This is a genomic window from Faecalibacterium taiwanense (genome assembly GCF_036632915.2).
In the GTDB taxonomy this organism is placed as follows: Bacteria; Bacillota; Clostridia; order Oscillospirales; family Ruminococcaceae; genus Faecalibacterium; species Faecalibacterium taiwanense.
This window is the reverse complement of record NZ_CP155552.1, coordinates 170,575-194,045: the sequence shown is the minus strand read 5'-3', so window position 1 is coordinate 194,045 and position 23,471 is coordinate 170,575. Positions and strand designations below refer to the sequence as shown.

General features: G+C 57.2%; 16 protein-coding genes. 5 read left to right on the top strand and 11 right to left on the bottom strand.

What is annotated here, in order from left to right:
* Positions 1-76 precede the first annotated feature (76 nt).
* Positions 77-1,360: a serine hydrolase gene (locus tag PXT33_RS00865; protein ID WP_332375769.1), complete on the bottom strand. Its 1,284-nt coding sequence runs from the start codon at positions 1,358-1,360 to the stop codon at positions 77-79.
* A gap of 153 nt (positions 1,361-1,513) precedes the next feature.
* Between PXT33_RS00865 and PXT33_RS00860 the strand changes: the two genes are divergently transcribed.
* Together PXT33_RS00860 and PXT33_RS00855 are read left to right on the top strand one after the other, a co-directional pair.
* Positions 1,514-2,032, top strand: a complete 519-nt coding sequence (locus PXT33_RS00860) for a gamma carbonic anhydrase family protein (RefSeq protein ID WP_332375768.1) — start codon at positions 1,514-1,516, stop codon at positions 2,030-2,032.
* A gap of 419 nt (positions 2,033-2,451) precedes the next feature.
* Positions 2,452-3,051, top strand: coding sequence for a twin-arginine translocation signal domain-containing protein (locus tag PXT33_RS00855; RefSeq protein WP_154260208.1), 600 nt, complete (start codon positions 2,452-2,454; stop codon positions 3,049-3,051).
* A gap of 51 nt (positions 3,052-3,102) precedes the next feature.
* On the opposite strand, the gene PXT33_RS00850 is transcribed toward PXT33_RS00855, so the two are convergent.
* The 4 genes from PXT33_RS00850 to nifJ all read right to left on the bottom strand — a co-directional run bounded on the left by PXT33_RS00850 (position 3,103) and on the right by nifJ (position 11,850).
* Entirely contained in the window at positions 3,103-4,068 is a 966-nt protein-coding gene (locus tag PXT33_RS00850; protein WP_207698868.1) for a hypothetical protein, read from the bottom strand.
* Positions 4,069-4,079: 11 nt separating this feature from the next.
* Positions 4,080-4,724: a rhomboid family intramembrane serine protease gene (locus PXT33_RS00845; RefSeq protein WP_044953336.1), complete on the bottom strand. Its 645-nt coding sequence runs from the start codon at positions 4,722-4,724 to the stop codon at positions 4,080-4,082.
* Positions 4,725-5,612: 888 nt separating this feature from the next.
* Complete coding sequence (gene mgtE, locus PXT33_RS00840; RefSeq protein ID WP_347070426.1) at positions 5,613-7,136, bottom strand: magnesium transporter; 1,524 nt, start codon at positions 7,134-7,136, stop codon at positions 5,613-5,615.
* Positions 7,137-8,304: 1,168 nt separating this feature from the next.
* Entirely contained in the window at positions 8,305-11,850 is a 3,546-nt protein-coding gene (gene nifJ / locus PXT33_RS00835; protein WP_332375765.1) for a pyruvate:ferredoxin (flavodoxin) oxidoreductase, read from the bottom strand.
* 672 nt (positions 11,851-12,522) lie between these two features.
* Between nifJ and PXT33_RS00830 the strand changes: the two genes are divergently transcribed.
* From PXT33_RS00830 to PXT33_RS00820, 3 genes are read left to right on the top strand one after another with little or no spacing between them, the layout of a single operon-like run.
* Entirely contained in the window at positions 12,523-13,077 is a 555-nt protein-coding gene (locus PXT33_RS00830; RefSeq protein WP_005940449.1) for an NUDIX domain-containing protein, read from the top strand.
* Complete coding sequence (locus tag PXT33_RS00825; protein WP_332375764.1) at positions 13,074-13,763, top strand: RluA family pseudouridine synthase; 690 nt, start codon at positions 13,074-13,076, stop codon at positions 13,761-13,763. Before PXT33_RS00830 ends, PXT33_RS00825 begins: the two co-directional genes overlap by 4 nt.
* Before the next feature lie 23 nt (positions 13,764-13,786).
* On the top strand, positions 13,787-14,464 hold the full coding sequence (locus tag PXT33_RS00820; protein WP_097774107.1) for a GntR family transcriptional regulator: 678 nt from the start codon (positions 13,787-13,789) through the stop codon (positions 14,462-14,464).
* Positions 14,465-14,547: 83 nt separating this feature from the next.
* Here PXT33_RS00820 and PXT33_RS00815 read toward each other — a convergent pair whose 3' ends face one another.
* From PXT33_RS00815 to gyrB, 6 genes are all read right to left on the bottom strand, one after another.
* Entirely contained in the window at positions 14,548-15,129 is a 582-nt protein-coding gene (locus tag PXT33_RS00815; RefSeq protein ID WP_097781063.1) for a manganese efflux pump, read from the bottom strand.
* Between the two features lie 295 nt (positions 15,130-15,424).
* Positions 15,425-16,402, bottom strand: a complete 978-nt coding sequence (locus tag PXT33_RS00810) for a glycosyltransferase family 2 protein (RefSeq protein WP_165852623.1) — start codon at positions 16,400-16,402, stop codon at positions 15,425-15,427.
* 18 nt (positions 16,403-16,420) lie between these two features.
* Positions 16,421-17,419: a glycosyltransferase family 2 protein gene (locus PXT33_RS00805; protein WP_332375763.1), complete on the bottom strand. Its 999-nt coding sequence runs from the start codon at positions 17,417-17,419 to the stop codon at positions 16,421-16,423.
* 143 nt (positions 17,420-17,562) lie between these two features.
* Positions 17,563-18,360 carry a glycosyltransferase gene (locus tag PXT33_RS00800; protein WP_347070425.1) on the bottom strand — a complete coding sequence of 266 codons (798 nt, stop codon included), beginning with the start codon at positions 18,358-18,360 and terminating at the stop codon, positions 17,563-17,565.
* Between the two features lie 197 nt (positions 18,361-18,557).
* Complete coding sequence (gene gyrA, locus PXT33_RS00795) at positions 18,558-21,140, bottom strand: DNA gyrase subunit A (protein WP_120020807.1); 2,583 nt, start codon at positions 21,138-21,140, stop codon at positions 18,558-18,560.
* A 262-nt stretch (positions 21,141-21,402) separates the two neighbouring features.
* Positions 21,403-23,397, bottom strand: a complete 1,995-nt coding sequence (gyrB, locus tag PXT33_RS00790) for a DNA topoisomerase (ATP-hydrolyzing) subunit B (RefSeq protein ID WP_332375761.1) — start codon at positions 23,395-23,397, stop codon at positions 21,403-21,405.
* Positions 23,398-23,471 lie beyond the last annotated feature (74 nt).

The following is a 23,471-nucleotide window of genomic DNA, read 5'->3' as shown; positions in this document are numbered from 1 at the left end:
CTGTTGCAAGGCACTGAGCGCCGCTTTTCTTATTTTTTCTGCCGCTCCAACCTGCCGCATCTGCGGCCACGGCATTTTATCTTCTGCGCCTTCTCTTTTTGAGGTTCAGCGAGCCGCCGCCCGCGGCAAGAGTGACCGCCGTTAATGCAGCGAGGATGAACAGCAGTGCGCACAGCAGAAGCACTGTGGCTTTGGTGTCGGTGCGGAAGTCGGAGACGTACTCCCGGTGGGTCACAAGGTCCACCGTGCCCACTTCATCGCCGTCCAGATACACGGTGGCTGTACCCACCACACTGCCGCTCTTGACGGTGGCCGCAATGCTCTCCGGCAGGTCGAAGGAGTAGGTAACGATATCGTCTGCGTGGCCGTAGCCGCTCACCGGTGCGGCAGCATACAGCTCCACTGCCGGTTCAGTGCGGCACTTGGTCAGCGCCACGGTGGTGATCTCGGTCTGGGTGTCCACCAGCGGACGGTCCGCAAAGCTGGCAAAGGCCCAGTCGAACAGATCATCGCACTCGGCAAAGAGGTGGTCCGGCGTATCGCAGCCAAGGATCACCAGCCCGTAGGTGTGGCCGTCCTTTTCCGCAAAGGCAACGATGCAGCGGCCTGCCAGCGTGGTAAAGCCGCCCTTGACCCACCGGACATACTCCCGGTAGTTGGCGCTCTCGCTGTTCATCAGGCTGTTGGAGCTGCTGATGGTGTGCTCAGCCTTGCGGAGGTTCGTGGCCGGCAGGACATAGCTGGCGGTGCCCGCCACCTGTGCAAAGGTCTGGTTTGCCGCACAGGCGGCGGCGATCTTTGCCAGATCCTGCGCGGTGGACACGTTGCCGTAGTCAAACAGGCCGTGGGCACAGGTAAAGTTCGTGCCGGTGCAGCCCAGCTCCTGGGCACGGGCGTTCATCTGCTTGACGAAATCCAGCACGCTGCCGCCCACATCGTAGGCAATGACGCTGGCGGCGTCGTTGGCGCTGACGATGAGCATGGCGTTCAGCAGGTCGATGCGGTGCACCGTCTCGCCGATGCGCAGGCCCATAGTGGTGCCGTTGGCGTTCTGGATATCCCGGAACTCCTGGGTCAGCGCGGTGGGCACGGTCACTTCACCGTTCAGATCCTTGCCGCTTTCCAGCAGCAGCAGGGCCGTCATAAGCTTGGTCAGGCTGGCAACATACTGCTGCTGGTCAGCATTCTGGTTCAGGATGGTCTTGCCGGTGTCGGCGTTGAACAGGTACACCGCCTCGGTCTCGCTGGCGGTCTGGATGGGCATGGGATATACCGCAAGGCCCGGCAGTGCAGCGGCAGCGGCCAGTGCCAGCGTGAGCACCAGCGCCGTCATGCGGCGGAAGATGGTGTTTTTGAACATGAGCGTGCCCCCTTGTATCTGCTTGCCGACGCACGGCAAAAATTTTTGTTTTGAAACAGCTCCTACTTGCCGGAAAGGCTCTGGCTTGCTATACTACTTTAAAGAATACCATAAACCAGCCAAAAGAGAAAGAGAGAAAGGCGGTTTTTAACAATGTTTCTGTCCTTTTGTGGAAAAGTTCCCCGCAACGAGGGGGCTGCGTTCGTTGCGCCCAACGCCACCGTGCAAGGCGATGTGATCCTGAAAGCCGGTTCCACGGTGTGGTACGGGGCCGTGCTGCGCGGCGACGACGGCACTTTGACCATTGGCGAAAACTCCAACGTGCAGGATAATGCCGTGCTGCACTGCGATGTGGGCGGGGCCGTGACGCTGGGCAGGAACGTCACTGTGGGCCACAGCGCGCTGGTGCACGGGTGCACGGTAGGGGATGGCAGCCTCATCGGAATGCACGCCACCCTGCTCAACCACTGTGTCGTGGGCAAAAACTGCATCATCGGCGCGGGTGCGCTGGTGCCGGAGGGCATGGTCATCCCGGACGGCTCGGTAGCCGTGGGCGTGCCCGCAAGGGTCATCAAGCAGGTAAGCGCGGCCCAGATCGAGGCCAACCTGCACAACGCCGCCCACTACGTGGAGCACGGCAAGCTTCACGCCGCCGAGCTTGCCAAGGGCTGACCCTGTGCCGATTTTACAGTTTTTTGCCACATTTTTTCGTCTTTCCGCCAAAAAGCCGACATTTTAATTGACACCTGCGGTCTTGTCTGCTATAGCGAAATTGGCAGTTTATGTCATTCTGGAATACCAGAATTTTTGTACACCGCGCTGTTTGGTTTTTATCATTGGGGGAATTTTGTAAAAAGTTCATTGCGGGATGTTTTTTCACAGAAATGTAATGACTTTTCACTTAAAATCGGGTATACTATACCTTGCGGGGAGACGGGGCCGCAACCGTCTTTCCGCACATGATTCCTCCTCACACCAAAGCAATACCCCAAACAGAAACTCCCTCCGGTGTACCGCAAGCGCCGGAGGGAGTTTCTTTTTGCATCAGCTTTTGTATTTTATGATTTCCTGCAATCAAAGGAGAGATTTTTATGTCTGAACTGATCACCCGCCGTACTTTTTTAAAGGCCACTGGTGCCGCCGCACTGGTCGCTGCCGCCGGCAGTATGCTGGTTGGCTGCGGAGATGGAGCGTATGCTTCCACTCCCGAAAATCTGGTTGCTCCTCCCATCGATAATAGCGATTTCGCTAATTTTGGCTCTTTTACCGCAGATATCGGTCCTTTGAGCGGGCAGTGGACTTCCAGCTCCATCTATGAATTTGATACCCGCCACAACTATTTCTACACCGGCTTCAAACTGGATAATGAAAGCGGCAGCAGTGATGTCACCGTCAGCACCAGCAACTTTGCTTTCAGCCATACCGATGGCGGCACTGGTAAGGTATGTGGTCTTGGATACAAAGGTCTGAACAGCAGCAAAACCGCCTATGTATTCAACCAGTCTCTTGCTGTTCCTGCAGGCCGGTCCAAAACCGTTATTCTTTTCATCGACATCGGCCCCGTCACTACCTCTTCTTTCGATAAATTCTATAGAGGAACCATAACCATCACGCTGAGTAAACTTAATAATCAAACGGCCACCTTTACTTTTAACGGCCTGATCAGCGACCCTTCCTCTACCGTTTCCTGACAGTAAAACTCCCCTGAAATGCCGTAAAAAGCCTTTCGGGGGAGTTTTTGTTTACAGCGCGCGGAACTTTGCCGCAAACACGCTGAGCACGATTTTAGGGTTCACCTGCGCGCCAAGGCGCTGGATGGCGGCTTCGGCCAGACGCAGGGCACGCTGGGCGGCAATGCCCTGCACCGGTGCGTGGGGGCTTTGCCGCAGGCCCGCTGCCGCCACCGCGCGGAAGTCCGTCAGCAGGGCGGCGGCACCGGCCTTGTCCTTTTCGTAGGCGGCCAGCAGGCAGGCTGCGGCATAGCTGTCACGGTCGGCAGCGGCCTTTGCCAGCTGCAGGGCCTTTTCCACCTGCGCGGTGCGGGCTTCGTCCTGTGCGGCGGCAAGCACCGTGCCAATGTGACCATCGAACAGTTCGCTGTACAGCGCGGCCGTCTTTTTGTCCACCCCCTGTGCGGCGCAGTAGTGGGCGCACTGCTCCGGCGAGACAGGAGCCACTGCAAAGCTGACGCAGCGGCTGCGGATGGTGGGCAGCACGCCTGCCAGCGAATCCGCCGTAAGCAGGAACAGCACCCCCTCCGGCGGCTCTTCCATCACCTTCAGCAAGGCATTGGCAGATTCCTCGTTCATCTTTTCCACATGGTAGAGCAGCACGGCACGGCCCTCGGCCGAAAGGCTGGTGTTGAAGATCTCGCTGCGCATAGCCTTGACCTGACTGACCAGATATTTGCCGCCTGCGCCCATACCGGAAACGCTGATTGCTTCACGCACGATGCCGGTCTCCACATGGCCGCTGTCGCGGTCGCCAGGCTTACCCACAGCACGGCAGCATTCGCCCCGCAGAAGGGCCTCAGCGGGCGCTCCGCCTGCAGGGTAAAGATAATCTGCCGCAATGCAGCGGGCCGCAAAACCGGCTCCAAGGCCCTCTTCACCCACCAGCAGCACGCTGTGGGTCAGGCGGCGGGCTGCCAGCATCAGCTGCACGCTGCTTTTCAGTTCTGCATTGCCCTCCATGCGGTCCAGCATCATGGTGTTTCTCCTTACCTTCTGTTTCTCCGCTTCCACTGCTCACGGCGTACCCATGCGCGGACGGAACGATAGGCCATCGGGCCAAAGAACAGCCAGACGTTCGCCATGCTGAGCAGCAGGCTCAGCTTTTGCGGCAGCGGCGCGCCCAGAAAGCTGAGCACCCACAGTGCTGCCGCAAAAAAGCCAAAGTATTTTACCCGGATGGGGATGACAAAGAACAGCAGCACCTGCACCTCCGGGTACAGCATGGCAAAGGCCAGCAGCAGCGAAAGGGACAGGCAGTAGGTGCTGCCGGTCACGCCGGTGAGCAGACAGGCCAGCACAGTGCCCAGCATCCCGGAGAGCAGATACACCGTATAGCGGAAATCGCCCCACTCCTGTTCCAGCGCCGTGCCGATGAACCATGTGAAATAGATGCCCAGCACCGCGCTGAGGATGCTGCCGCCGTAAGAGGGGATGAACGCAAAGGTGATAATGCGCCAGATCTGGCCGCGCAGCAGAAAATAGCGGCTGAGTGCCAGCCAGACACTGACGGTCTGGTTGACAAACAGCTCGATGGCCAGCACAAGGATCTGCCCGCCCACCAGAATGTTGGTCAGATTCGGGATGCCGAAGCGGCCGTATTTGCGCTCCAGCTGGTTGAGCCAATTGTTCATATAGGGTGCCTCCAACGCATTGTATTCCGATATCGGTGAGTTTTGCCGCATTTTTCTGCTGTTATTGTACCATGATTGGCCGGGGCATTCAAGGCAATGCCACAGTGTGGAAAACTGCCGCATCTTCCGCCCAAAAATACAGCTGTCAAGCGGATCTTGCGGCACAAAAGCACAACCGGAAAGTGTATGGAGTTTCCTGTCTGGAATGAACTTTTCACTTTTTCCACCGGGTTTTCCACCGTTTTTGTGAAGAAAAGGGCGAGTTTTCCATGAAGTTTTCCACTTTTTCCACCGGGTTTTCCACAACAAAAGGGCATCATCCCTATACACACCGTAATTCAGGCCGCAGCTTTCTGGTAAGTTTTGGGCAAAAATGCGGGCATTCTGCCTTTTATAAAAAAGAAAGTCGAAGGATTTTCTTTGCATTCTACAAACCGTTCCTGAGCGGCGATTTATTTTTCTCCAATCTGGAATGAACCGGCCGCAAGTTTTCAACACCGGGCCGCTGCCGTTTTTCTGTGTGGAAAAGGCGGGGAAACATGCAGTTTTCCACACTGTTTTATCCCGGCTGAACCCTCTCAGTCGCCTGCGGCGACAGCTCCCCCGAAGGGGGAGCTTTTTTGCGATAACCGAAACGTATCGGATGAATGCTAAAAGCTTCCGGCAGTGCTATAAGCTCCCCCTTCGGGGGAGCTGTCTGCGACCAACGGGAGCAGGCTGAGAGGGTTAGGACGCTTGCGGCACGCCAGAGGCTCCCTCTTTGAGGGAGCTGGCAAAACCGTCAGGTTTTGACTGAGGGAGTTGGCATCGCGCAGCGATGACTGAGAGGGTTCGTCCTATAAAAATGCCGGGCAGTCACTTCAAGACCGTCCGGCATTGCTCTATTATTTACATCATATTGTGGAACACCAGCTGTGCGATCTGGAAATACAGGATCAGGCTGCAGGCATCCACGATGGTGGTGATGAAGGGGGTAGCCATGATGGCCGGGTCTGCACCCAGCTTCTTGGCAGCCAGCGGCAGCATACCGCCCACCAGCTTTGCCAGAATGACGCTGAAGAACAGCGAAACGCTGACCACGATGGCATAGCCCATCACGTTAGCGTACTGGCCGGGGAACAGGAAGGTGTACATCAGGTAGATGCGCAGGCCGTTCACGATGCCCAGCACCGCGCCCACGATGGCAGACACCCGCAGCTCCTTGCCCAGCACCCGCACAAAGTCGGCGGGCTCCACCTCGCCCAGAGCCAGACCACGCACCATCAGGGTGCTGATCTGGTTGCCGCAGTTGCCGGCGGTATCCATCAGCATGGGCATGAAGGAGACCAGCAGCGGCAGGCTGACAAAGGCCTCCTCATAGTGGGTGGTGACCATGCCGGTAAAGGTGGCGGACAGCATCAGGATCAACAGCCATGGAATGCGCTGCTTTGCGTGGGTCCAGACGCTGGTGCCGAAGTAGGTGGTGGCATCGTCGTCCGGCAGAATAGCAGCCATCTTCTGCATATCCTCGGTGCTCTCGTCGGTCAGAACGTCGATTGCATCGTCGATGGTGATGATACCCACGAACATGCCCTCGTTGTCCAGAACAGGCATGGCGGTAAAGTCGTAGCGCTGCATCTCACGGGCCACGTACTCCTGATCGTCGGTCACTTTCACAGTGACCACGTTATCATCCATGATCTCGGTGATGGAAGTATGCGGCTCTGACAGCAGCAGGCTTCGGGCAGAAACAACACCCTTCAGGCGGTTGCGCTCCACCACGTAGCAGGTGTACACGGTCTCTGCGTTTTCGCCCTGCTTGCGGATGGCTTCAAAGGCCTGCGCCACGGTCATATCCTCGCGCAGACGGACATATTCGGGGGTCATCAGGCTGCCGGCAGAGCTTTCGGGGTAGTTCAGCAGCTTGTTTAGGCTCTCACGGGTCTGCTTGGAGGATTTCTCCAGCACCCGCTTCACCACGCCTGCCGGCATATCCTCCAGCAGATCGGCGGCATCGTCCAGACTCATCTCTTCAATGGCGCCCACAAGCTCCACATCTGAGAAGGCGTTCACCAGATCGTCGCGGGCTTCGTCGGACATATAGGCAAAGGCCTCGGTGGCCACTTCCTTTTTGAGCAGGCGGAACACCACAAGGCGGTTGTTTTCGTCCAGCTCTTCCAGCAGCTCAGCAAGGTCGGCAGGCTGCTCTTCCTCGGTGACTTCGCGCAGCTTGACGTACTGCTTCTTGATGAGCAGCTTGAGCAGGCGGCTCTTGGTGAGCATCTCAGGATTGGCCTTGACCTCTTCGTCGTTGGCTTCCTCTTTTTCGGCCTCGCGCATGTCCTGTTTGAGGTCTTCAGTAGCTTCCTCGTTCAGATCTTCAGCCAGCTTCTGGCGGACCTCGGCGGGGATATCAGCAGGCAGCTCCTGCACCGGCAGGGCCTGCTCCGCAGCATCAGCCGTCAGCTTTTTTCTTCCATATCCATTGGGCGTACCTCCTCAGTTTTTACGGAACAGGAGCAGCTCCTGTATCCGGAGGACGCAGCAGATCGGGAAACAAAAAACGCGCCGCCTTGCCTGCCGGAATGCCGCAAACGCCGCATTCTGCGCACACAAAGCCGCGCCTTCCTCTGCTCTGTTTTGCGGAAGGATGCACCGTTGAAGCGGTGCTTTTCCGCAGGACTCAGCGAAGGAGGCGAACGGTTGGGGAAAACGCAGTTGTTTTTGTTTTCTGATCCACCGCGCCGGTGGTTCTACTTCGACTATGATCCGGGTCCATTTTCCTGCGTTCACCTCCAAGTTTTCATATTCATTTTTATTATAGCGCCGCAAAAAAACGGGGTCAACCCTAAACCACCGATTTACCAGAATTTTGCAAAACAAAACACCCTCTTCCGTGTTGCGGCACACGAAAAAGGGTGTTTTGCTTGGATATTGCCTTGGTGTGAGGAGGAATCATGTTACTTGGGTAAGCGGTTGCGGCCCCGCTTCCCATGGCAAAAGTATAACAGCTTTCACAATTGAATTCGTTAAGAAGCTATGAAGAAACTGTAAAAAGGGAATGGTATATTTTGGAAGATTTTGTGATAACATTTTTTGATTGACCTTCGTTTTTTCACATGCTAAAATGGAACTGTAAAAGCGGCTGTTGTGATGCCAGATCACAGCAGCCGCTTCTCTTTACACAAAAAATACGCCCCGGTCACCTTGCGGTGAACGGGGCGCTAAAACGATATTCGTTTTTTACTGCGGCAAGATCCCTGCAAAGCAGGTCTTATGCAGCAGGCGGAGCAAGGTATCTGCAAGCAGACCTTATGCTCCTGACACACGCGGGGTGTGCTTTCAAGGACCCTCGCGGGCGCTTTGGTATCTCATATCCCGCTGCGGTGCTCCGCACGGAACAAAGCACCGCCCGGGAAGTGAAATCAGATAGAACTCGTATGGCGAATGCTGTACTTCAGCACATCACCTGCATGGATGGATGCGTTTCTCCGCTTCGTACCGCTGCATTGCGCAGTAACCGCCGGTACGGGGCAGCCGCCCTCTTGCATTGTGGGGCTAAGGTGCCGCAAATATCTGCATCCAAAGCGCAGAAGAATGCTTACTTGTACAGGTCGACCAGACGGGTCAGGTGCTCGTAGCGGTCGTTTGCAACTTCCTGGTTGCGTGCGAACAGCTCCTTAGCACGGTCGGGGAATGCACGAGTCAGGCGGCTGTAACGGGTCTCGTTAGCCAGCAGTGCCTGATACTTCTCGTTATCCACAGCCTTGGAGGTCAGGGTGAACGGATTCTTGCCCTGAGCCTTGTTTGCCGGGTTGAAGGTGAACAGGTTCCAGTAACCGGCCTCAACTGCCTTCTTCATCTCGTTCTGGCAGTTGGTCATGCCGCCCTTGACACCGTGCAGCTCGCAGGGAGCGTAGCCGATGATCAGAGACGGGCCGGGGTAAGCCTCAGCCTCAGCGATGGCCTTGACAGCCTGAGCCGGGTTAGCACCCAGTGCGATCTGAGCAACATAGATGTAACCGTAGGTCATAGCGATCTCGGACAGGCTCTTCTTGCTGATTTCCTTACCAGCAGCAGCGAACTGGCAGACTTCACCAATGTTGGAAGCCTTGGATGCCTGTCCACCGGTGTTGGAGTACATCTCAGTATCGAAGACCATCACGTTGACATCCTCGCCGGAAGCCAGAACGTGGTCCAGACCACCGAAGCCGATGTCGTATGCCCAGCCGTCGCCGCCGAAGATCCAGACGGACTTCTTGGCGATGAACTGCTTGCTCTTCAGGATCTCTGCAGACTTCTCGCAGCCGGCAGCAGCAGCCTTCTCCAGCTCAGCGATCAGGGCCTTTGCGGGCTCGTCGTTGGCCTTGGTGTTGTTCTTGGTCTCCAGGAACTTCTCAAAGGCAGCCTTCAGCTCAGCAGAAGCCTTGTCGGAACCAGCAACCTCTGCGATCTCCTTGATCAGGTTCTCGCGGACGGTCTTCTGGCCGATGTACAGGCCCAGACCATGCTCTGCGTTATCCTCGAACAGGGAGTTGCACCATGCAGGACCATGGCCGCTGTCCTTGTTGACGGTGTACGGAGAGATGGAAGCGGTGCCGCCCCAGATGGAGGAGCAGCCGGTAGCGTTGGAGATGTACATCTTCTCGCCGAACAGCTGAGTGATCAGGCGAGCGTAAGAAGTCTCGGCACAGCCTGCGCAGGAGCCAGAGAACTCCAGCAGCGGCTGGTTGAACTGAGAACCGATGACGGTATCGTCAGCAAACTTGGAAGGCTTCTTGGAGATGTTGGCCACGCAGTAGTCGAACACTGCCTGCTGATCGGCCTGGCTGTCCTGCGGCACCATGGTGATAGCCTTGGTGGGGCAGACGGTGACGCACTCGCCGCAGCCCATGCAGTCCAGAGGAGACACAGCCATAACAAACTTGTACTCGTTTGCGGGCTTGTTGTCGCGGCTCTTGGTCTGTGCAGGAGCAGCTGCCAGCTCGTCGGCGGTCAGCTGGAAGGGACGGATGGTAGCATGAGAGCAGACGAATGCACACTGGTTACAGCCAACGCACTTTGCAGCATCCCACTCGGGGACGTTGACAGCGGTGCCGCGCTTCTCGTATGCAGAAGCGCCCTGCTCCCACTCGCCGTTTGCATTTGCCACGAAGGAAGAGACAGGCAGGCTGTCGCCGTCCATACGGGCAATGGGCTCCATGACATCGCGGATCTGCTTGACCAGCTCCGGACGGCCGGTGAGAGCCTTGGGTGCGGGATCAGCCTCGGGGTTGGACCAGGATGCGGGCACGTCCACCTTGTGGATGGCGTCAACGCCTGCATCGATAGCCTTCCAGTTCATCTCAACGACGTCCTGGCCCTTCTTGCCGTAGCTCTTCTGAGCTGCCTGCTTCATGAAGTTGACGGCATCCTCGATGGGCATGACGTCAGCCAGCTTGAAGAATGCAGACTGCAGGATGGTGTTGGTGCGCTTGCCCATGCCGATCTCGATAGCCTTATCGATAGCATTGATGGTATACAGCTGGATGTTGTTGTCAGCGATATACTTCTTTGCCTCGGCGTTCAGGTGCTGGCCCAGCTCCTCATCGGACCACTGGCAGTTGATCATGAACACGCCGCCGGGCTTGACATCCTGGACCATCTTCATGCCCATGTGGATGTAAGCGGGGTTGTGGCAGGCCACGAAGTCAGCCTGGTTGATGTAGTAGGGGCTGCGGATGGGCTTGTCGCCGAAACGCAGATGGCTGATGGTCACGCCGCCGGTCTTCTTGGAGTCATACTGGAAGTATGCCTGAACATACTTGTCGGTATGGTCGCCGATGATCTTGACGGAGTTCTTGTTAGCACCGACAGTACCGTCGCCGCCCAGACCCCAGAACTTGCACTCCTTGGTGCCAGCAGCTGCGGTGATGGGAGCGGGCTTGACTTCCGGCAGAGACAGGAAGGTGACGTCATCGGTGATACCCAGAGTGAAGCGCTCCTTGGGCTGATCCTTCTCCAGCTCCTTGTACAGAGCGAAGATGGAGGACGGCGGGGTATCCTTGCTGCCCAGACCGTAACGGCCGCCGGTCAGAACCACATCGTTCAGGCCAGCCTCACGCAGGGTAGCGGCAACATCCAGGTACAGGGGCTCGCCCAGAGAGCCGGGCTCCTTGGTGCGGTCCAGCACAGCCACCTTCTTGGCGGTCTTGGGCAGGACCTTCAGCAGGGAAGCGGAGACCCAGGGACGGTACAGGCGGACCTTGACGATACCGACCTTCTCGCCCTTGGCGTTCAGGTAGTCGATGACCTCATCAGCAACGTCGCAGATGGAGCCCATAGCCACGATCACACGGTCAGCATCGGGTGCGCCGTAGTAGTTGAACAGATCGTAGTTGGTGCCCAGCTTTGCGTTGATCTTGGCCATGTACTTCTCAACAACAGCAGGCAGAGCGTTGTAAACGCTGTTGCATGCCTCACGATGCTGGAAGAACACGTCGCCGTTCTCGTGGGAGCCGCGCATCTTGGGGTGCTCGGGGTTCAGAGCCTTCTTACGGAACTCCTCCACAGCCTCCATGTTGCACATTTCCTTCAGATCGGCGTAATCCCACTTCTCGATCTTCTGGTACTCATGAGAAGTACGGAAGCCATCGAAGAAGTTCAGGAAGGGAACCTTGCCCTCGATGGCGCACAGATGTGCGACAGGGGACAGATCCATGACTTCCTGCACGCTGCTCTCGACCAGCATTGCAAAGCCGGTCTGACGGCATGCCATAACGTCGCTGTGATCACCGAAGATGTTCAGGGACTGGGTAGCAACGGTACGTGCAGAAACATCGAACACGCAGGGCAGCTGCTCAGCAGCGATCTTGTACATGTTGGGGATCATCAGCAGCAGGCCCTGAGAAGCGGTGAAGGTGGTGGTAACAGCACCTGCACCCAGAGAGCCGTGCACAGCGCCAGCAGCGCCGGCCTCAGATTCCATCTCGACGACCTTGACCTGATTGCCGAAGATGTTCTTCTGGCCAGCTGCGGACCACTGGTCCACAGAGTCAGCCATCGGAGAAGACGGGGTAATGGGGTAGATGGCAGCCACGTCCGTGTAGGCATACGCTACATGGGCGGCAGCGGTATTGCCATCCATAGTTTGCTTTGCTCTAGGCATTTTTCTTCCTCCATTATTCAGAATTTGGTACCTTTTGCGCGGGGCAATATGCCCCACATGGGACCGGAGAACCCCATAAAGGCACTATTGCTTGTATACTATAATAGCAAATTCCGCCCATAAAGTAAACGCAAACCGCTCAACAAACGCACCAAAAATAAAGAAAATTTTTTAGCGCTTTTGTACGTCTTTAGTTCGTTAAAGTGAGCACTGGCGCGGATTTTCCGGTTTTGGCCTGCCTGCTTCGCCAGATCCTGTAATTTTTTTCGCAAAAAGGGGAGGGAACCCTCTCAGTCACGGCTTGCGCAGCGCCGCGCTTTCTCAGAAAGCGGCGCTGCAAATGCTGCTTTCCGTTACGACCCCTCCCGTGAAAAGGCAATTCTGGAAAATCCTCGTTTGTGTAGCAATGAAAGCCCCAGTGGGGCTTTCAAGCGGCAGAGCGGTCTGCGTTAGCAGATGGAGGGGCTTTGCCCCGACAAGCTCCGCAGATTTTCCAGAATTGCGAAATTATAAATATTCTTTCCGCTGATTATGCGCAAAGCAAACGCGGCGCGCATTTCAAATCGTCCCATCCTCTTATATTTATCATCTCTTTATTGACAACAAACCTCATTTTGCCGTAAACTGAAGCTATAGAAAACCGGCGCAGCGCCGGGCAAAGAGGGTAATAAAATGGAGAAGACCGTGCATTACGAAAAAACACTCACCAGCGAGGTGCTCTTCGAGGGCCGGGTGATCACCCTGACAAAAGACACTGCTCTGCTGGAAAACGGCAAGACCGCCGAACGCGAAGTGGTGCATCACCACGGCGGTGCGTGCATCCTGCCCTATTTTGAGGACGGCACCATCTGCATGGTGCGTCAGTTCCGCTACGCCATGCAGCAGGAGCTGTGGGAGCTGCCTGCCGGCAAGCTGGAAAAGGGTGAGGACCCCTTTGAAGCCGCCAAGCGGGAGCTGGGCGAGGAGTGCGGCCTGACCGCAGACAATTATATCTCTCTGGGCCAGTTTTTCCCCACCGTGGGCTATGACACCGAAGTGATCTATACATGGGTCGCCACCGGCCTGCACAAGACCCAGATGCATCTGGATGCCGATGAATTCCTGACCCCTGACCGTGTGCCGCTGGATAAAGCTTATGAGATGGTCATGAGCGGCGAGATCCGGGACGGCAAGACCATTGCCGGTATCCTGAAGCTCAAGGCCCTGATCGCCGAGGGCAGGCTGTGAACATCCTGTACGAAGATGCCGCCCTTGTGGTGCTGGACAAGCCCGCCGGACTTTCCAGCGAAGAGGGCGTGCCCGCAGCCCTGCGGCAGCTGTGGGGCCAGCCGGATGCCTTTGTGGGGGTGGTGCACCGGCTGGACACCGGTGTGTCCGGCCTGATGGTGTTTGCCAGAACGCCCGGGGCTGCGGCCGCACTCAGCCGTCAGATCACCCAGAGCCAGAACGCCTACGCTGTGCAGGATGGCAGGGCCGAAGGGAAGCCGGAAGTGCCGCAGTTCATCAAGCAGTACCGTGCCGTCATTGCAGGCGGGCCGGACGAAGTACTGCCCGCCGAAGGCACCCTGCGGGACTGGCTGTTCAAGGACAGCCGCCGGGGCCGGGTGTTCCCGGTCAGCCGCCCCCGCAAGGGCGTGCGGGAAGCCGTGCTGGAATACCGCATCGTGAAAACGGCAGGAGAGATGAGCCTTGCTGAGATCACGCTGCACACCGGCCGCACCCATCAGATCCGGGTGCAGTTTGCATCCCGGAAGCATCCGCTGGCCGGAGACGGCAAATACGGAAGCCGCGTAAAAGGCAGCATTGCCCTGCAGAGCTGCGGCCTGCAGTTTTTGCACCCGGAGACCGGAAAGCCCATGGCATTTACGCTGCCGCTGCCGGAGGGCGCGTTCTGGAAACCGTTTGAAGAATAATGCATTTCCATTAGGTGAGAGGTATGGAACAATACAAAACTGATGCTGAAATCTATGCTGTGCTGGAGCGGGAGATCATTGACCTGACCATCCGCCCCGGCTCTTCGCTGAGCGAAAATCCGCTCTGTGCCCGCTTTGGCGCACCGCGCACCCTGATCCGGGTGGTGCTGCAGAAGCTGCAGGAAAACGGGCTGGTAAAGATCGTGCCTTACAAGGGCACCACCGTTACCCGGCTGAACCGCCGCATCGTGGACGAACTGATCTACGAGCGCACCGCCGTGGAAGCCCGCGTATTGCGGGATTTTTCGCCCCGGTGCACCCCGGAGCAGCGGGCGTTGATCCGCAGGCGGGTGGAAGCCTACGAGGCCCTTGCGGCCATGGAGAGCCCGGATTACAACAAGCTGTACGAAGCCGACCGTGCCCTGCACGGGACATGGTTTGCGGCCATGGATAAAATGTACCTGTGGAGCACCCTGCAGAACGCCCACGCCGACTACAGCCGCTTCCGGATGCTGGACACCATGACCACCGGCGGCCTTGCCGAGGTGATCGCAGACCACCGCAACCTGATGAACGCCATCGAGCGGTGCGACCTTTCCGCCTTTGAACCGTTGGTGGAACGGCACCTGTACGGCGGCATCCGGCGGCTTGGCTCCAAGCTGACCGAGGAATATGCCGATTATTTTGAGCCGGAAAAGTAATTGTTCTATGTGGAACATTTTATAAAGCGAAAGGGCACAGCGCATTGCAGCGCCGTGCCCTTTTGTTTTATGCTGTCTGAATTTCAGAACACCCCGGAAATAAAAATTTCCAGGCCTATGCCAATGAGGATGATGCCGCCCAGAATGGATGCCTTGCCGGAGAGCTTGGTGCCAAACTTTTTGCCGATGCGCAGGCCCGCCATGCAGATAAAGAAGGTGACCACCGCAATGATGAGCGATGCCGCAAGTGCCATCAGCCAGCCGTATTCCGAAATGGTGAAGCCCACCGAAAGTGCATCAATGCTGGTGGCCACGCCCTGCATGAGCAGTGCACCCGCACTCAGCTCTGCTGCTTCTTCGGCCTCTTCGCCCTTGATGCCATCCACCAGCATTTTGCCGCCAATATAGCCCAGCAGAGCCAGCGCGATCCACGGGATGAATTTTTCAAACGAAGAGAACAGCTCCACAATGGTGTGCACGCACACCCAGCCTGTCATGGGCATCACGGCCTGAAAAAGGGCAAAGGTGCCCGCGATCCTGCACATGGTTCCCCTGCTCATGCGGGGGTCGTGCAGGCCGTTTGCCATGGACACCGAGAACGCATCCATTGCAAGGCCCACGCCCAGCAGGGCACTGTTGAGGAAAAATACAAAACTCCATTCCATATTGTCTGCCTCCTGAATCTGACCAGAATATCGGGCAATACAAAACCCGGTCCCGGGCGCACATGTACGTCCGGGACCGGGTGATTTTTTGAAACCAACTCCATGTGCACGGGCGCTGTTCTATGCGCCAAAAACACATGAGTCTCGCAAATGAAAGCAAGCCAGACCGGAACCAACGGTCATCATGTTGACTTGCTGCGCCCTGCAAAAGCGCCTGCTACTCCCCCACGGGTATTTGTGATTGTTTTGCCATTGTAGCATATCTTTGCAGGGAAGTCCAGACAAACCTGCGCGGTTACACGGTATTTTTCCATCGGCGGGCAAAATACCAGTCCTGTGAAATAATAAAACACAGGGTGTTGCCCAGTGCCCTCAGGGTAACAGCATGTTCCTGACGCAAGGCCCGGCGGGCGCAGCGCTCGTACTCCCGCGCCTGCTGCATCCGGGCACTCCGGCGCTCTTCGGCGGTCAGGTGCATTCCCACATCGATCAGGGAGTGCAGCAGTGCCCAGTACAGCTCACACAGCGAGCCCGTGATGCCATGGCGGCGGACGCACTCGAACACGGTATAGTTTGCTTCCACACGGTCGAGATTGCGCAGGGTGACTTTGCTGTTGACGATGCTGCCCGCCACCTTGCGGTAAAGGTACAGCGCATCCGGGATATTCGCGATTCTGTCCGCTTTTTCGTAGGCGTAGGCGATCAGCAGGGTGTCCTCGTTCAGCTTGCCCTCTGCAAAGCGCAGCTGCGCAAAAATGCTGCGGTGGTACAGCTTGTTCCACACCACCATGTAGGGCAGAAGGGTGCTGTGCTCCAACGCCTGCTCCGGGGTCAGCACCTCCCGCCGCACATGCAGATACTGCTCCCGAATGGGGGTCAGGGCTTCGTCCACCTGCCGGTAATTGCACACGGCCATCTGTGCACCGGCCTCCTGCGCTGCATGGTAAAGCTTTGCGCAGAAGTCCGGCGTGATGGTGTCGTCTGAATCCACAAAGGCGATCCATTCGCCCTCTGCCGCGTCCAGCCCGGCATTGCGTGCCACGCTCAGGCCACGATTCTTCTGGTGGATGACCCGGATGCGGCTGTCCTTTGCCGCTGCGGCATCGCACAAAGCAGGGCAGCTGTCCGGAGAGCCATCGTCCACCAGGATCAGCTCAAAATCCGTGAAGGTCTGGGCAAGGATGGAAGAGATGCAGGCGCTCAGAAAACGCTCTGTCTTATATACCGGCACGATGATGCTGATCTCCGGCTGTTTTTTATGTTGTTCCTGCACAATAAACTCCTCATTGCTTCAGGTCGTTTTCTGCCGTCTTTCCGCCCTTTTGCGGCATAGATCCAGATAACTGCAGGCCGATGCAGCGCAGACCACTGCCGCCCACAAATTTTTTAGTGTTACGCCGCGGGCTTGCATCAGCTGATGGCGGGCTGTACGCTCATACGCAAAGGCTTCCTTCATCCGGGGGCTTTTGCGCTCTTCCGGTGTCAGGTGCAGCCAGATGTCCCACACGGCAGTCAAAATCGGGCGATAAGCTGCACACAAAGCATCCCGGATGCCGTTTTGGTACAGCACATCAAACAGGCGGTACCATGCTTCCACCCAGTCCAGTGTTTTCAAGGTAGTCTTGCGGTGCATGGCACTGCCGGTAACGATGCGGTAATTGTATAAAAAATCCCATACACCGCAGGCAGAAGCCGCTCTTGCGTAAATGACCGGCATGAGACAGGTATCTTCAAACGCCTTGTTTTCTGGATAGCGCAGATTTTCCAGCAGTTTTCGGCGATAAAGCTTATTCCACGGAACCTGAAAATCCGACACCACCATCCGGCGCAGAACTTCCTCCTGCGGCAAAAACTCGTTCAAAAGGCGATGTTCTCCGCCCGCAAGCGTTTTGCCCGTTTCATCAATGCACTGACTGCTGCAGATTGCAAAATCTGCACCCGTTTCCAGCACTGCCTTATGCATTTTTTCCAGATACTCCGGTACCACCGTATCATCCGAATCCACAAATGCGATCCAATTTCCCTGTGCTGCATCCAGACCCGCATTGCGGGCTGTGCTTACACCGCCGTTTTGCTTATGGATCACCCGCACGCGGCTGTCCCTTTTTGCTGCTGCATCGCACAGGGCAGGGCAGTTGTCTGGTGAGCCATCGTCCACAAGGATCAGTTCAAAATCTGTAAAGGTCTGAGCGAGGATGGAATCAATACACTCATTCAGATATTTTTCCACCTGATACACTGGCACGATGATGCTGATCTCCGGTCTTCCACTTTCTGTTCTTTCACTCACAGTATTTCTCCCATTCGGAATTCAGTTTTATTTCCGGTACTTGAAGTTGAAGTAGAACTGCGGGTTTGCAATGCAGAGTGCGGTTTCTGCTGCGTTGCGCAGAGTACAGGCCCCCTGTTGACGAACCTCTCTGCCTGCTTTTTTCAAGCACGCTTCCGCCTGCTGAACCCGTTCACTGTTTCTCTGTTTGGGTGGCAGATTTTTTTTGTGTTTCGGAGCATGCGTTTCATCAGTACATACTGCAGGAATGCTGTGTCTTTTTTTCCATACTTGAGTGCACAAGCAAGAAGGCCGTAGTTTGCATCGATCTCATCCAGATTTTTCAAGGTGACCTTTCCATGCATGATGCTTGCCGGATGCAGCCGGTAATGGTACAGTTTTTCCTTTATACAAGCCACAGCTGTTGCATGTTCAATGATTTCCGGTGTGGTAAATGCATCTTCATAGTTTTTGCCCACAGGAAAAACGATTCCTTCCAGCACATCTCTCCGATGCAGTCTTGTTGCTGCCTGAATCAACGGCGTAAGACGGATGCGGTGTATTGCTTCCTCACGGGAAAGCACTTCTGTACGTAAAGGCTGTTCCTGATAATCACAAAGACTTCCATCCTCTTCCATAAAAACTTCGTTGCAGACTGCAAGTTCAGCACCTGCCTGCTTTGCTGCCCGCAGCATTTTTTCGTAGTAAGTCTTGTCTACAAAGTCATCCGGGTCCACAAAGCCGATCCAATTTCCCTGTGCAGCTGCCAAACCCGTATTGCGAGCTGTGCTTACACCGCCGTTGATTTTATGGATCACCCGCACGCGGCTGTCTTTTTCCGCCGCTGCATCACACAGGGCAGGGCAGTTGTCCGGGGAGCCATCGTCCACAAGGATCAGCTCAAAATCCTTAAAGGTCTGTGCCAGAATGGAATCAATGCATTCGTTCAGGTATTTTTCCACCTTATACACCGGCACGATGATGCTGATCTCCGGGGATTTTTTTTGCTCTGCCATGTTCCTTAAACCACTTTCTGTGTTTATTTTTATTCCTCACACGCTATTTCTATTATACATGGTTTGGATGGATTTGAAAAGAAGCCGCCGTGCAGAAATCCTTGCGCGGCGGCTTCTTTCAAATCTTATTGTGTTTTCAAGGTTTACTCTTCGCCCTTATCGTCTGCTTCCGGGGCTTCTGCAGCGGCGGCAGCATCCGCGGCTTCCATGGCGGCAAGCTGCTCGGCAGTCGGCTCTGCATCAGCATCGGAGGTATCGATCTGTTCGGTCTGTGCCTCGTCGTCGTGGTCGGTGCGGGCCAGCACCATCACCTTGTCGTTCTCGCCCAGACGCATTACCCGCACGCCGGAGCCGTAGCGGCTCTGCAGCGGGATCTCATTGGCGTGCAGACGGATGATGATGCCCTCCTGGCTGCTCAGCAGCACGTCGTCCACATCGTCCACGATCTTGACCGCAGCCACCTTATCCTTGGCGGCGTCGTAGTTGCGGATGCCCTTGCCGCCGCGTGCGGTGATGCGGTAGGTGTCGATGTCCGACCGGCGGCCCTTGCCGTTCTCGGTGACGGTGAGCACCGTGCCGCCCTCGCGGCAGATGCACACGCCCACAACTTCATCGCCCTCGGCCAGACGGATGGCGCGCACGCCGTGGCCGCTGCGGCCCATGGGACGTGCATCGGCTTCGTTGAAGCGGATGGCCTGACCGTTGCGGGTGGCAACGATGAGCATATCGTGGCCGGAGGTCAGGCGTGTCCATGCCAGTGCATCGCCCTCGTTCAGGGCAATGCCGATCAGGCCGGACTTGCGAATATTGGCATACTGCTCCAGCGGGGTGCGCTTGATGAGGCCCTGCTTCGTGACCATGGTCACAAAGCCGCCCTCGGTGTCGGCTTCCTTCGACTGGCAGATCATGTTGGTGACCTTTTCGCCCTCGGCCAGCTGCAGCAGGTTGACGATGTTGCTGCCCTTGCTGGTGCGGCTGCCCTCGGCAATGGTGTAGCCCTTGATGCGGAACAGACGGCCCCGGTCGGTGACAAAGAGCACATAGTCGTGGGTGGAGCCTACGAACATCTCCTGCACGATGTCCTCTTCCTTGCGGGTCATGCCGGAGATGCCGCGTCCGCCGCGGCGCTGTGCCTGATAGGTGGCCTTGAGCTGGCGCTTGATATAGCCGGCCTCGGTCAGGGTGTAGACGCACTGCTCCTCGGCGATCAGATCCTCGATATCCACCTCACCGGTCACGGACTGGATCTCGGTGCGGCGCTCGTCGCCGAAGCGCTTCTTCATTTCCAGCAGCTCGTCCTTGACGATGGCAAGCACACGGGCATCGTCGGCCAGAATGGCCTCCCAGTTCTCGATCTTGGCCTGCAGGCTGGCAAGCTCTTCCTCGATCTTCAGGATCTCAAGGCCTGCCAGACGGCCCAGCTGCAGCTTGACGATGGCATCTGCCTGCGGGTCGTCAAAGCCGAACTGCTCCATGATGGCAGCCTTGGCCTCTGCCATGCCGCCCTTGCAGGCGCGGATGGTGGCGATCAGCTCGTCCACGATGTCGGTGGCCTTCTTCAGGCCTTCCAGAATGTGGGCGCGCTCCTTGGCCTTTTTCAGGTCGTACTGGGTGCGGCGGCGCACCACCTCGTCCTGAAATTCCACGTACTTCTGCAGCATCTGCTTCAGGGTGAGCACTTTCGGCACCTTGTGGTCGATGGCCAGCATGATAACGCCCACGGTATCCTGCAGCTGGGTGTACTGGTACAGCTGGTTCAGGATGACCTGTGCATTGGCATCCTTGCGGATGTCCACCACGATGCGCATGCCCTTGCGGTTGGTCTCATCGTTCAGGCCGGTGATGCCCTCGATACGTTTCTCCTTGACAAGGTCGGCCATGTTCTCAATGAGACGGGCCTTGTTGACCATATACGGAATTTCCGTAATGATGATCTGGGTGCGGCCGTTCTTGGTCTCCTCGATGGTGGCGCGGCCCCGCAGGGTGATCTTGCCCCGGCCGGTGGCGTAGGCGGCGCGGATGCCGCTGCGGCCCATAATGATGCCGGCAGTGGGGAAGTCCGGGCCCTTGATGTATTCCATCAGGCCGGGCAGGTCGATGTCCGGATCGTCGATATAGGCGATGCAGCCGTCAATGACCTCGCTCAGGTTGTGGGGCGGGATGTTGGTGGCCATGCCGACCGCAATGCCCTGACTGCCGTTGACCAGCAGGTTGGGGAAGCGGCAGGGCAGCACGCTGGGTTCCTTCTTGGTCTCGTCAAAGTTGGGGTCCCAGTCGATGGTGTCCTTCTCGATATCGGTCAACATCTCCACCGCCATGCGGCTCATGCGGGCCTCGGTGTAACGGTAGGCAGCCGGGGGGTCGCCATCCACAGAACCAAAGTTACCCTGACCATCCACCAGCGGATAGCGCAGAGAGAAATCCTGTGCCAGACGGACCATGGCATCGTAGACCGATGCGTCGCCGTGGGGATGGTAGGAGCCCAGCACCGCACCAACGGTGTCGGCGGATTTGCGGTAGGGATGGCTGGGGTCGTTGCCGCGCTCGTGCATGGTGTACAGAATGCGGCGGTGAACAGGCTTCAAACCGTCGCGCACATCGGGCAGGGCGCGGGACACGATGACCGACATGGAGTAGTCCAGGAATGCGGTCTCGATCTCCTTTTTCACATCGCGGATGATCTTTTTGGTTCCGCTGCCCGGTATCATCACATAATCTTCTTCCATTGTTTCCTCCGTAGGATCATACCCTCTCAGTCAATGCCTTACGGCATTGCCAGCTCCCCCGAAAAGGGGGAGCTTTTTTGCGTGAGAAGGAAAAGTTTATCTTTTTGCCTGAAGCTCCCCCTTGAGGGAAGACTTCCCCCGCTCCGGGACAGATTCTCCCCGGCCGGGGAGAAATGTCACCGCAGGTGACAAAGAGGGGAACGGATGTCACCGTAGGTGACAAAAGGGGGAATCTGGCGCGTCAGCGCCTGAGAGGGTTTTCTTACACGTCCAGCTTTGCGTACTGGGCGTTGGTCTCGATAAAGCGGCGGCGCGGCTCCACCTGATCGCCCATCAGGATGGTAAAGGCTTCGTCGGCCTTCTCGGCGTCGTCAATGGTGATCTGTACGATCACGCGGTTGTCCGGGTTCATGGTGGTCTCCCACAGCTGTTCGGGGTTCATCTCACCAAGGCCCTTATAGCGGTTCACCTTGGCACCCGGCATCTCCTGCGAAAGCACGGCCATTTCGGCGTCGTTATAGGCATATTTGATGGTGTTGCCCTTCTGCACCTTGAACAGGGGCGGCTGGGCCACATACACATGGCCCTGCTCGATGAGCGGGCGCATATAGCGGAAGAAGAAGGTGAGCATCAGGGTACAGATGTGGGAGCCATCCACATCGGCATCGGCCATGATGAACACTTTATCGTAGCGCAGCTTGGAGATATCGAACTCGTCACCAATGCCGCAGCCCAGTGCCAGTACAACGGGCATCAGCTTGTCGTTGCCGTAAATTTTATCGGCGCGGGCCTTTTCCACGTTCAGCATCTTGCCCCACAGCGGCAGGATGGCCTGAATGGCAGAGTCGCGGCCCATCTTGGCGGAACCGCCTGCAGAATCACCCTCGACGATGAAGATTTCGGTACGGCTGGGGTCTTTTTCGCGGCAGTCTGCCAGCTTGCCGGGCATCCGGCTGGTCTCCAATGCGCTCTTGCGGCGCACCAGTTCGCGGGCCTTTTTGGCAGCGGCGCGGGCGCGGGCGGCCTGGGTGGCCTTTTCAAAGATGGCCTTTGCCACGCCGGGGTTCTCCTCAAAGAATTCCATCAGCTTGGAGTAGACCATGTTGGAAACAAGGGTGCGGATCTCGGTGTTGCCCAGCTTTGCCTTGGTCTGGCCCTCAAACTCCGCCTCCTGCAGCTTGACAGAGATCACGCAGATCAGGCCCTCGCGCACGTCCGCACCGGACAGGTTCTCGTCCTTATCCTTCAGCAGGCCGTGGCTGCGGCCGTAATCGTTGAACACACGGGTCAGGCTGTTCTTGAAGCCCTCCTCGTGGGTGCCGCCGTCCGGGGTGTTGACGTTGTTGGCAAAGCTCAGCAGCAGCTCGTTGTAGCTGGAATTATACTGCAGTGCGATCTCTGCCATGCCGCGGTCGGTCTGGCTCTTGAGGTAGATCACATTGGGGTGCAGCACGTCCAGCTTGCGCTTCTCGCCCAGATAGGTGACAAAGCTCTTGATGCCGCCCTCGTAGCACATGACCTCGGTGCGGTAGCAGGGTTCTCCCTCCTTGCCGTCCTCCAGTACGGGGGTGTACATCTCGCGCTCGTCGGTCAGAGTAATCTTGACACCGGCGTTCAGGAAGCTTTCCTCCCGCAGGCGCTTTTCCAGCGTGTCGAAGTCGTACACGGTGGTATCCCGGAACATCTCCGGGTCCGGCTTGAAGGTGACCCGGGTGCCGGTGACGCCATCGGCTACGGTGCCGATGCACTTGAGCGGGCCGTCCGGGTCGCCGCGGCGGAAGGTCTGCTCGTACTCGTGGCCGTCGCGGCGCACGTTGACGGTGAGCCACTCGGAGCAGGCGTTGACCACCGAAGCGCCCACGCCGTGCAGGCCGCCGGCCACCTTGTAGCCGGAGTTCTCGCCGCCGAACTTGCCGCCGGCGTGCAGGATGGTGTAGACGACGGTGACGGCGGGCAGGCCGGTGTCTGCCTGAATGTCCACAGGGATGCCGCGGCCGTTATCCGTGACCTGAATGATGTTGTCCTTCAGGATCTTCACCTCGATGTGGTCGCAGTAGCCGGCCAGTGCTTCATCGATGGCGTTGTCCACGATCTCGTAGACCAGATGATGCAGACCGCGCTCGCCGGTGGAACCGATATACATGCCCGGGCGCTTGCGCACCGCCTCCAGACCCTTCAGGACCTGGATCTCGCTGGCATTATACTCATGGTCGGTAGCGGTTTCGGCATTTGTGCTGGTAATGATTTCTTCTGCCATTTCCTTTCTCCCTTTTGTTCAATGTTTGCATTTTTGTTCGATCTATCGTAAAAGCAGAGCATATTCTCCGCCTG

What these genes read in the sequence shown, in the direction of transcription:
- PXT33_RS00855 (WP_154260208.1), top strand. Translation starts at nt 2,452, where the DNA reads ATGTCTGAACTGATCACCCGCCGTACTTTTTTAAAGGCCACTGGTGCC.
- PXT33_RS00830 (WP_005940449.1), top strand. Translation starts at nt 12,523, where the DNA reads ATGGAGAAGACCGTGCATTACGAAAAAACACTCACCAGCGAGGTGCTC.
- gyrA (WP_120020807.1), bottom strand. Translation starts at nt 21,140, where the DNA reads ATGGAAGAAGATTATGTGATGATACCGGGCAGCGGAACCAAAAAGATC.
- PXT33_RS00815 (WP_097781063.1), bottom strand. Translation starts at nt 15,129, where the DNA reads ATGGAATGGAGTTTTGTATTTTTCCTCAACAGTGCCCTGCTGGGCGTG.
- gyrB (WP_332375761.1), bottom strand. Translation starts at nt 23,397, where the DNA reads ATGGCAGAAGAAATCATTACCAGCACAAATGCCGAAACCGCTACCGAC.
- PXT33_RS00820 (WP_097774107.1), top strand. Translation starts at nt 13,787, where the DNA reads ATGGAACAATACAAAACTGATGCTGAAATCTATGCTGTGCTGGAGCGG.
- PXT33_RS00860 (WP_332375768.1), top strand. Translation starts at nt 1,514, where the DNA reads ATGTTTCTGTCCTTTTGTGGAAAAGTTCCCCGCAACGAGGGGGCTGCG.
- nifJ (WP_332375765.1), bottom strand. Translation starts at nt 11,850, where the DNA reads ATGCCTAGAGCAAAGCAAACTATGGATGGCAATACCGCTGCCGCCCAT.
- PXT33_RS00850 (WP_207698868.1), bottom strand. Translation starts at nt 4,068, where the DNA reads ATGATGCTGGACCGCATGGAGGGCAATGCAGAACTGAAAAGCAGCGTG.
- PXT33_RS00865 (WP_332375769.1), bottom strand. Translation starts at nt 1,360, where the DNA reads ATGTTCAAAAACACCATCTTCCGCCGCATGACGGCGCTGGTGCTCACG.
- PXT33_RS00845 (WP_044953336.1), bottom strand. Translation starts at nt 4,724, where the DNA reads ATGAACAATTGGCTCAACCAGCTGGAGCGCAAATACGGCCGCTTCGGC.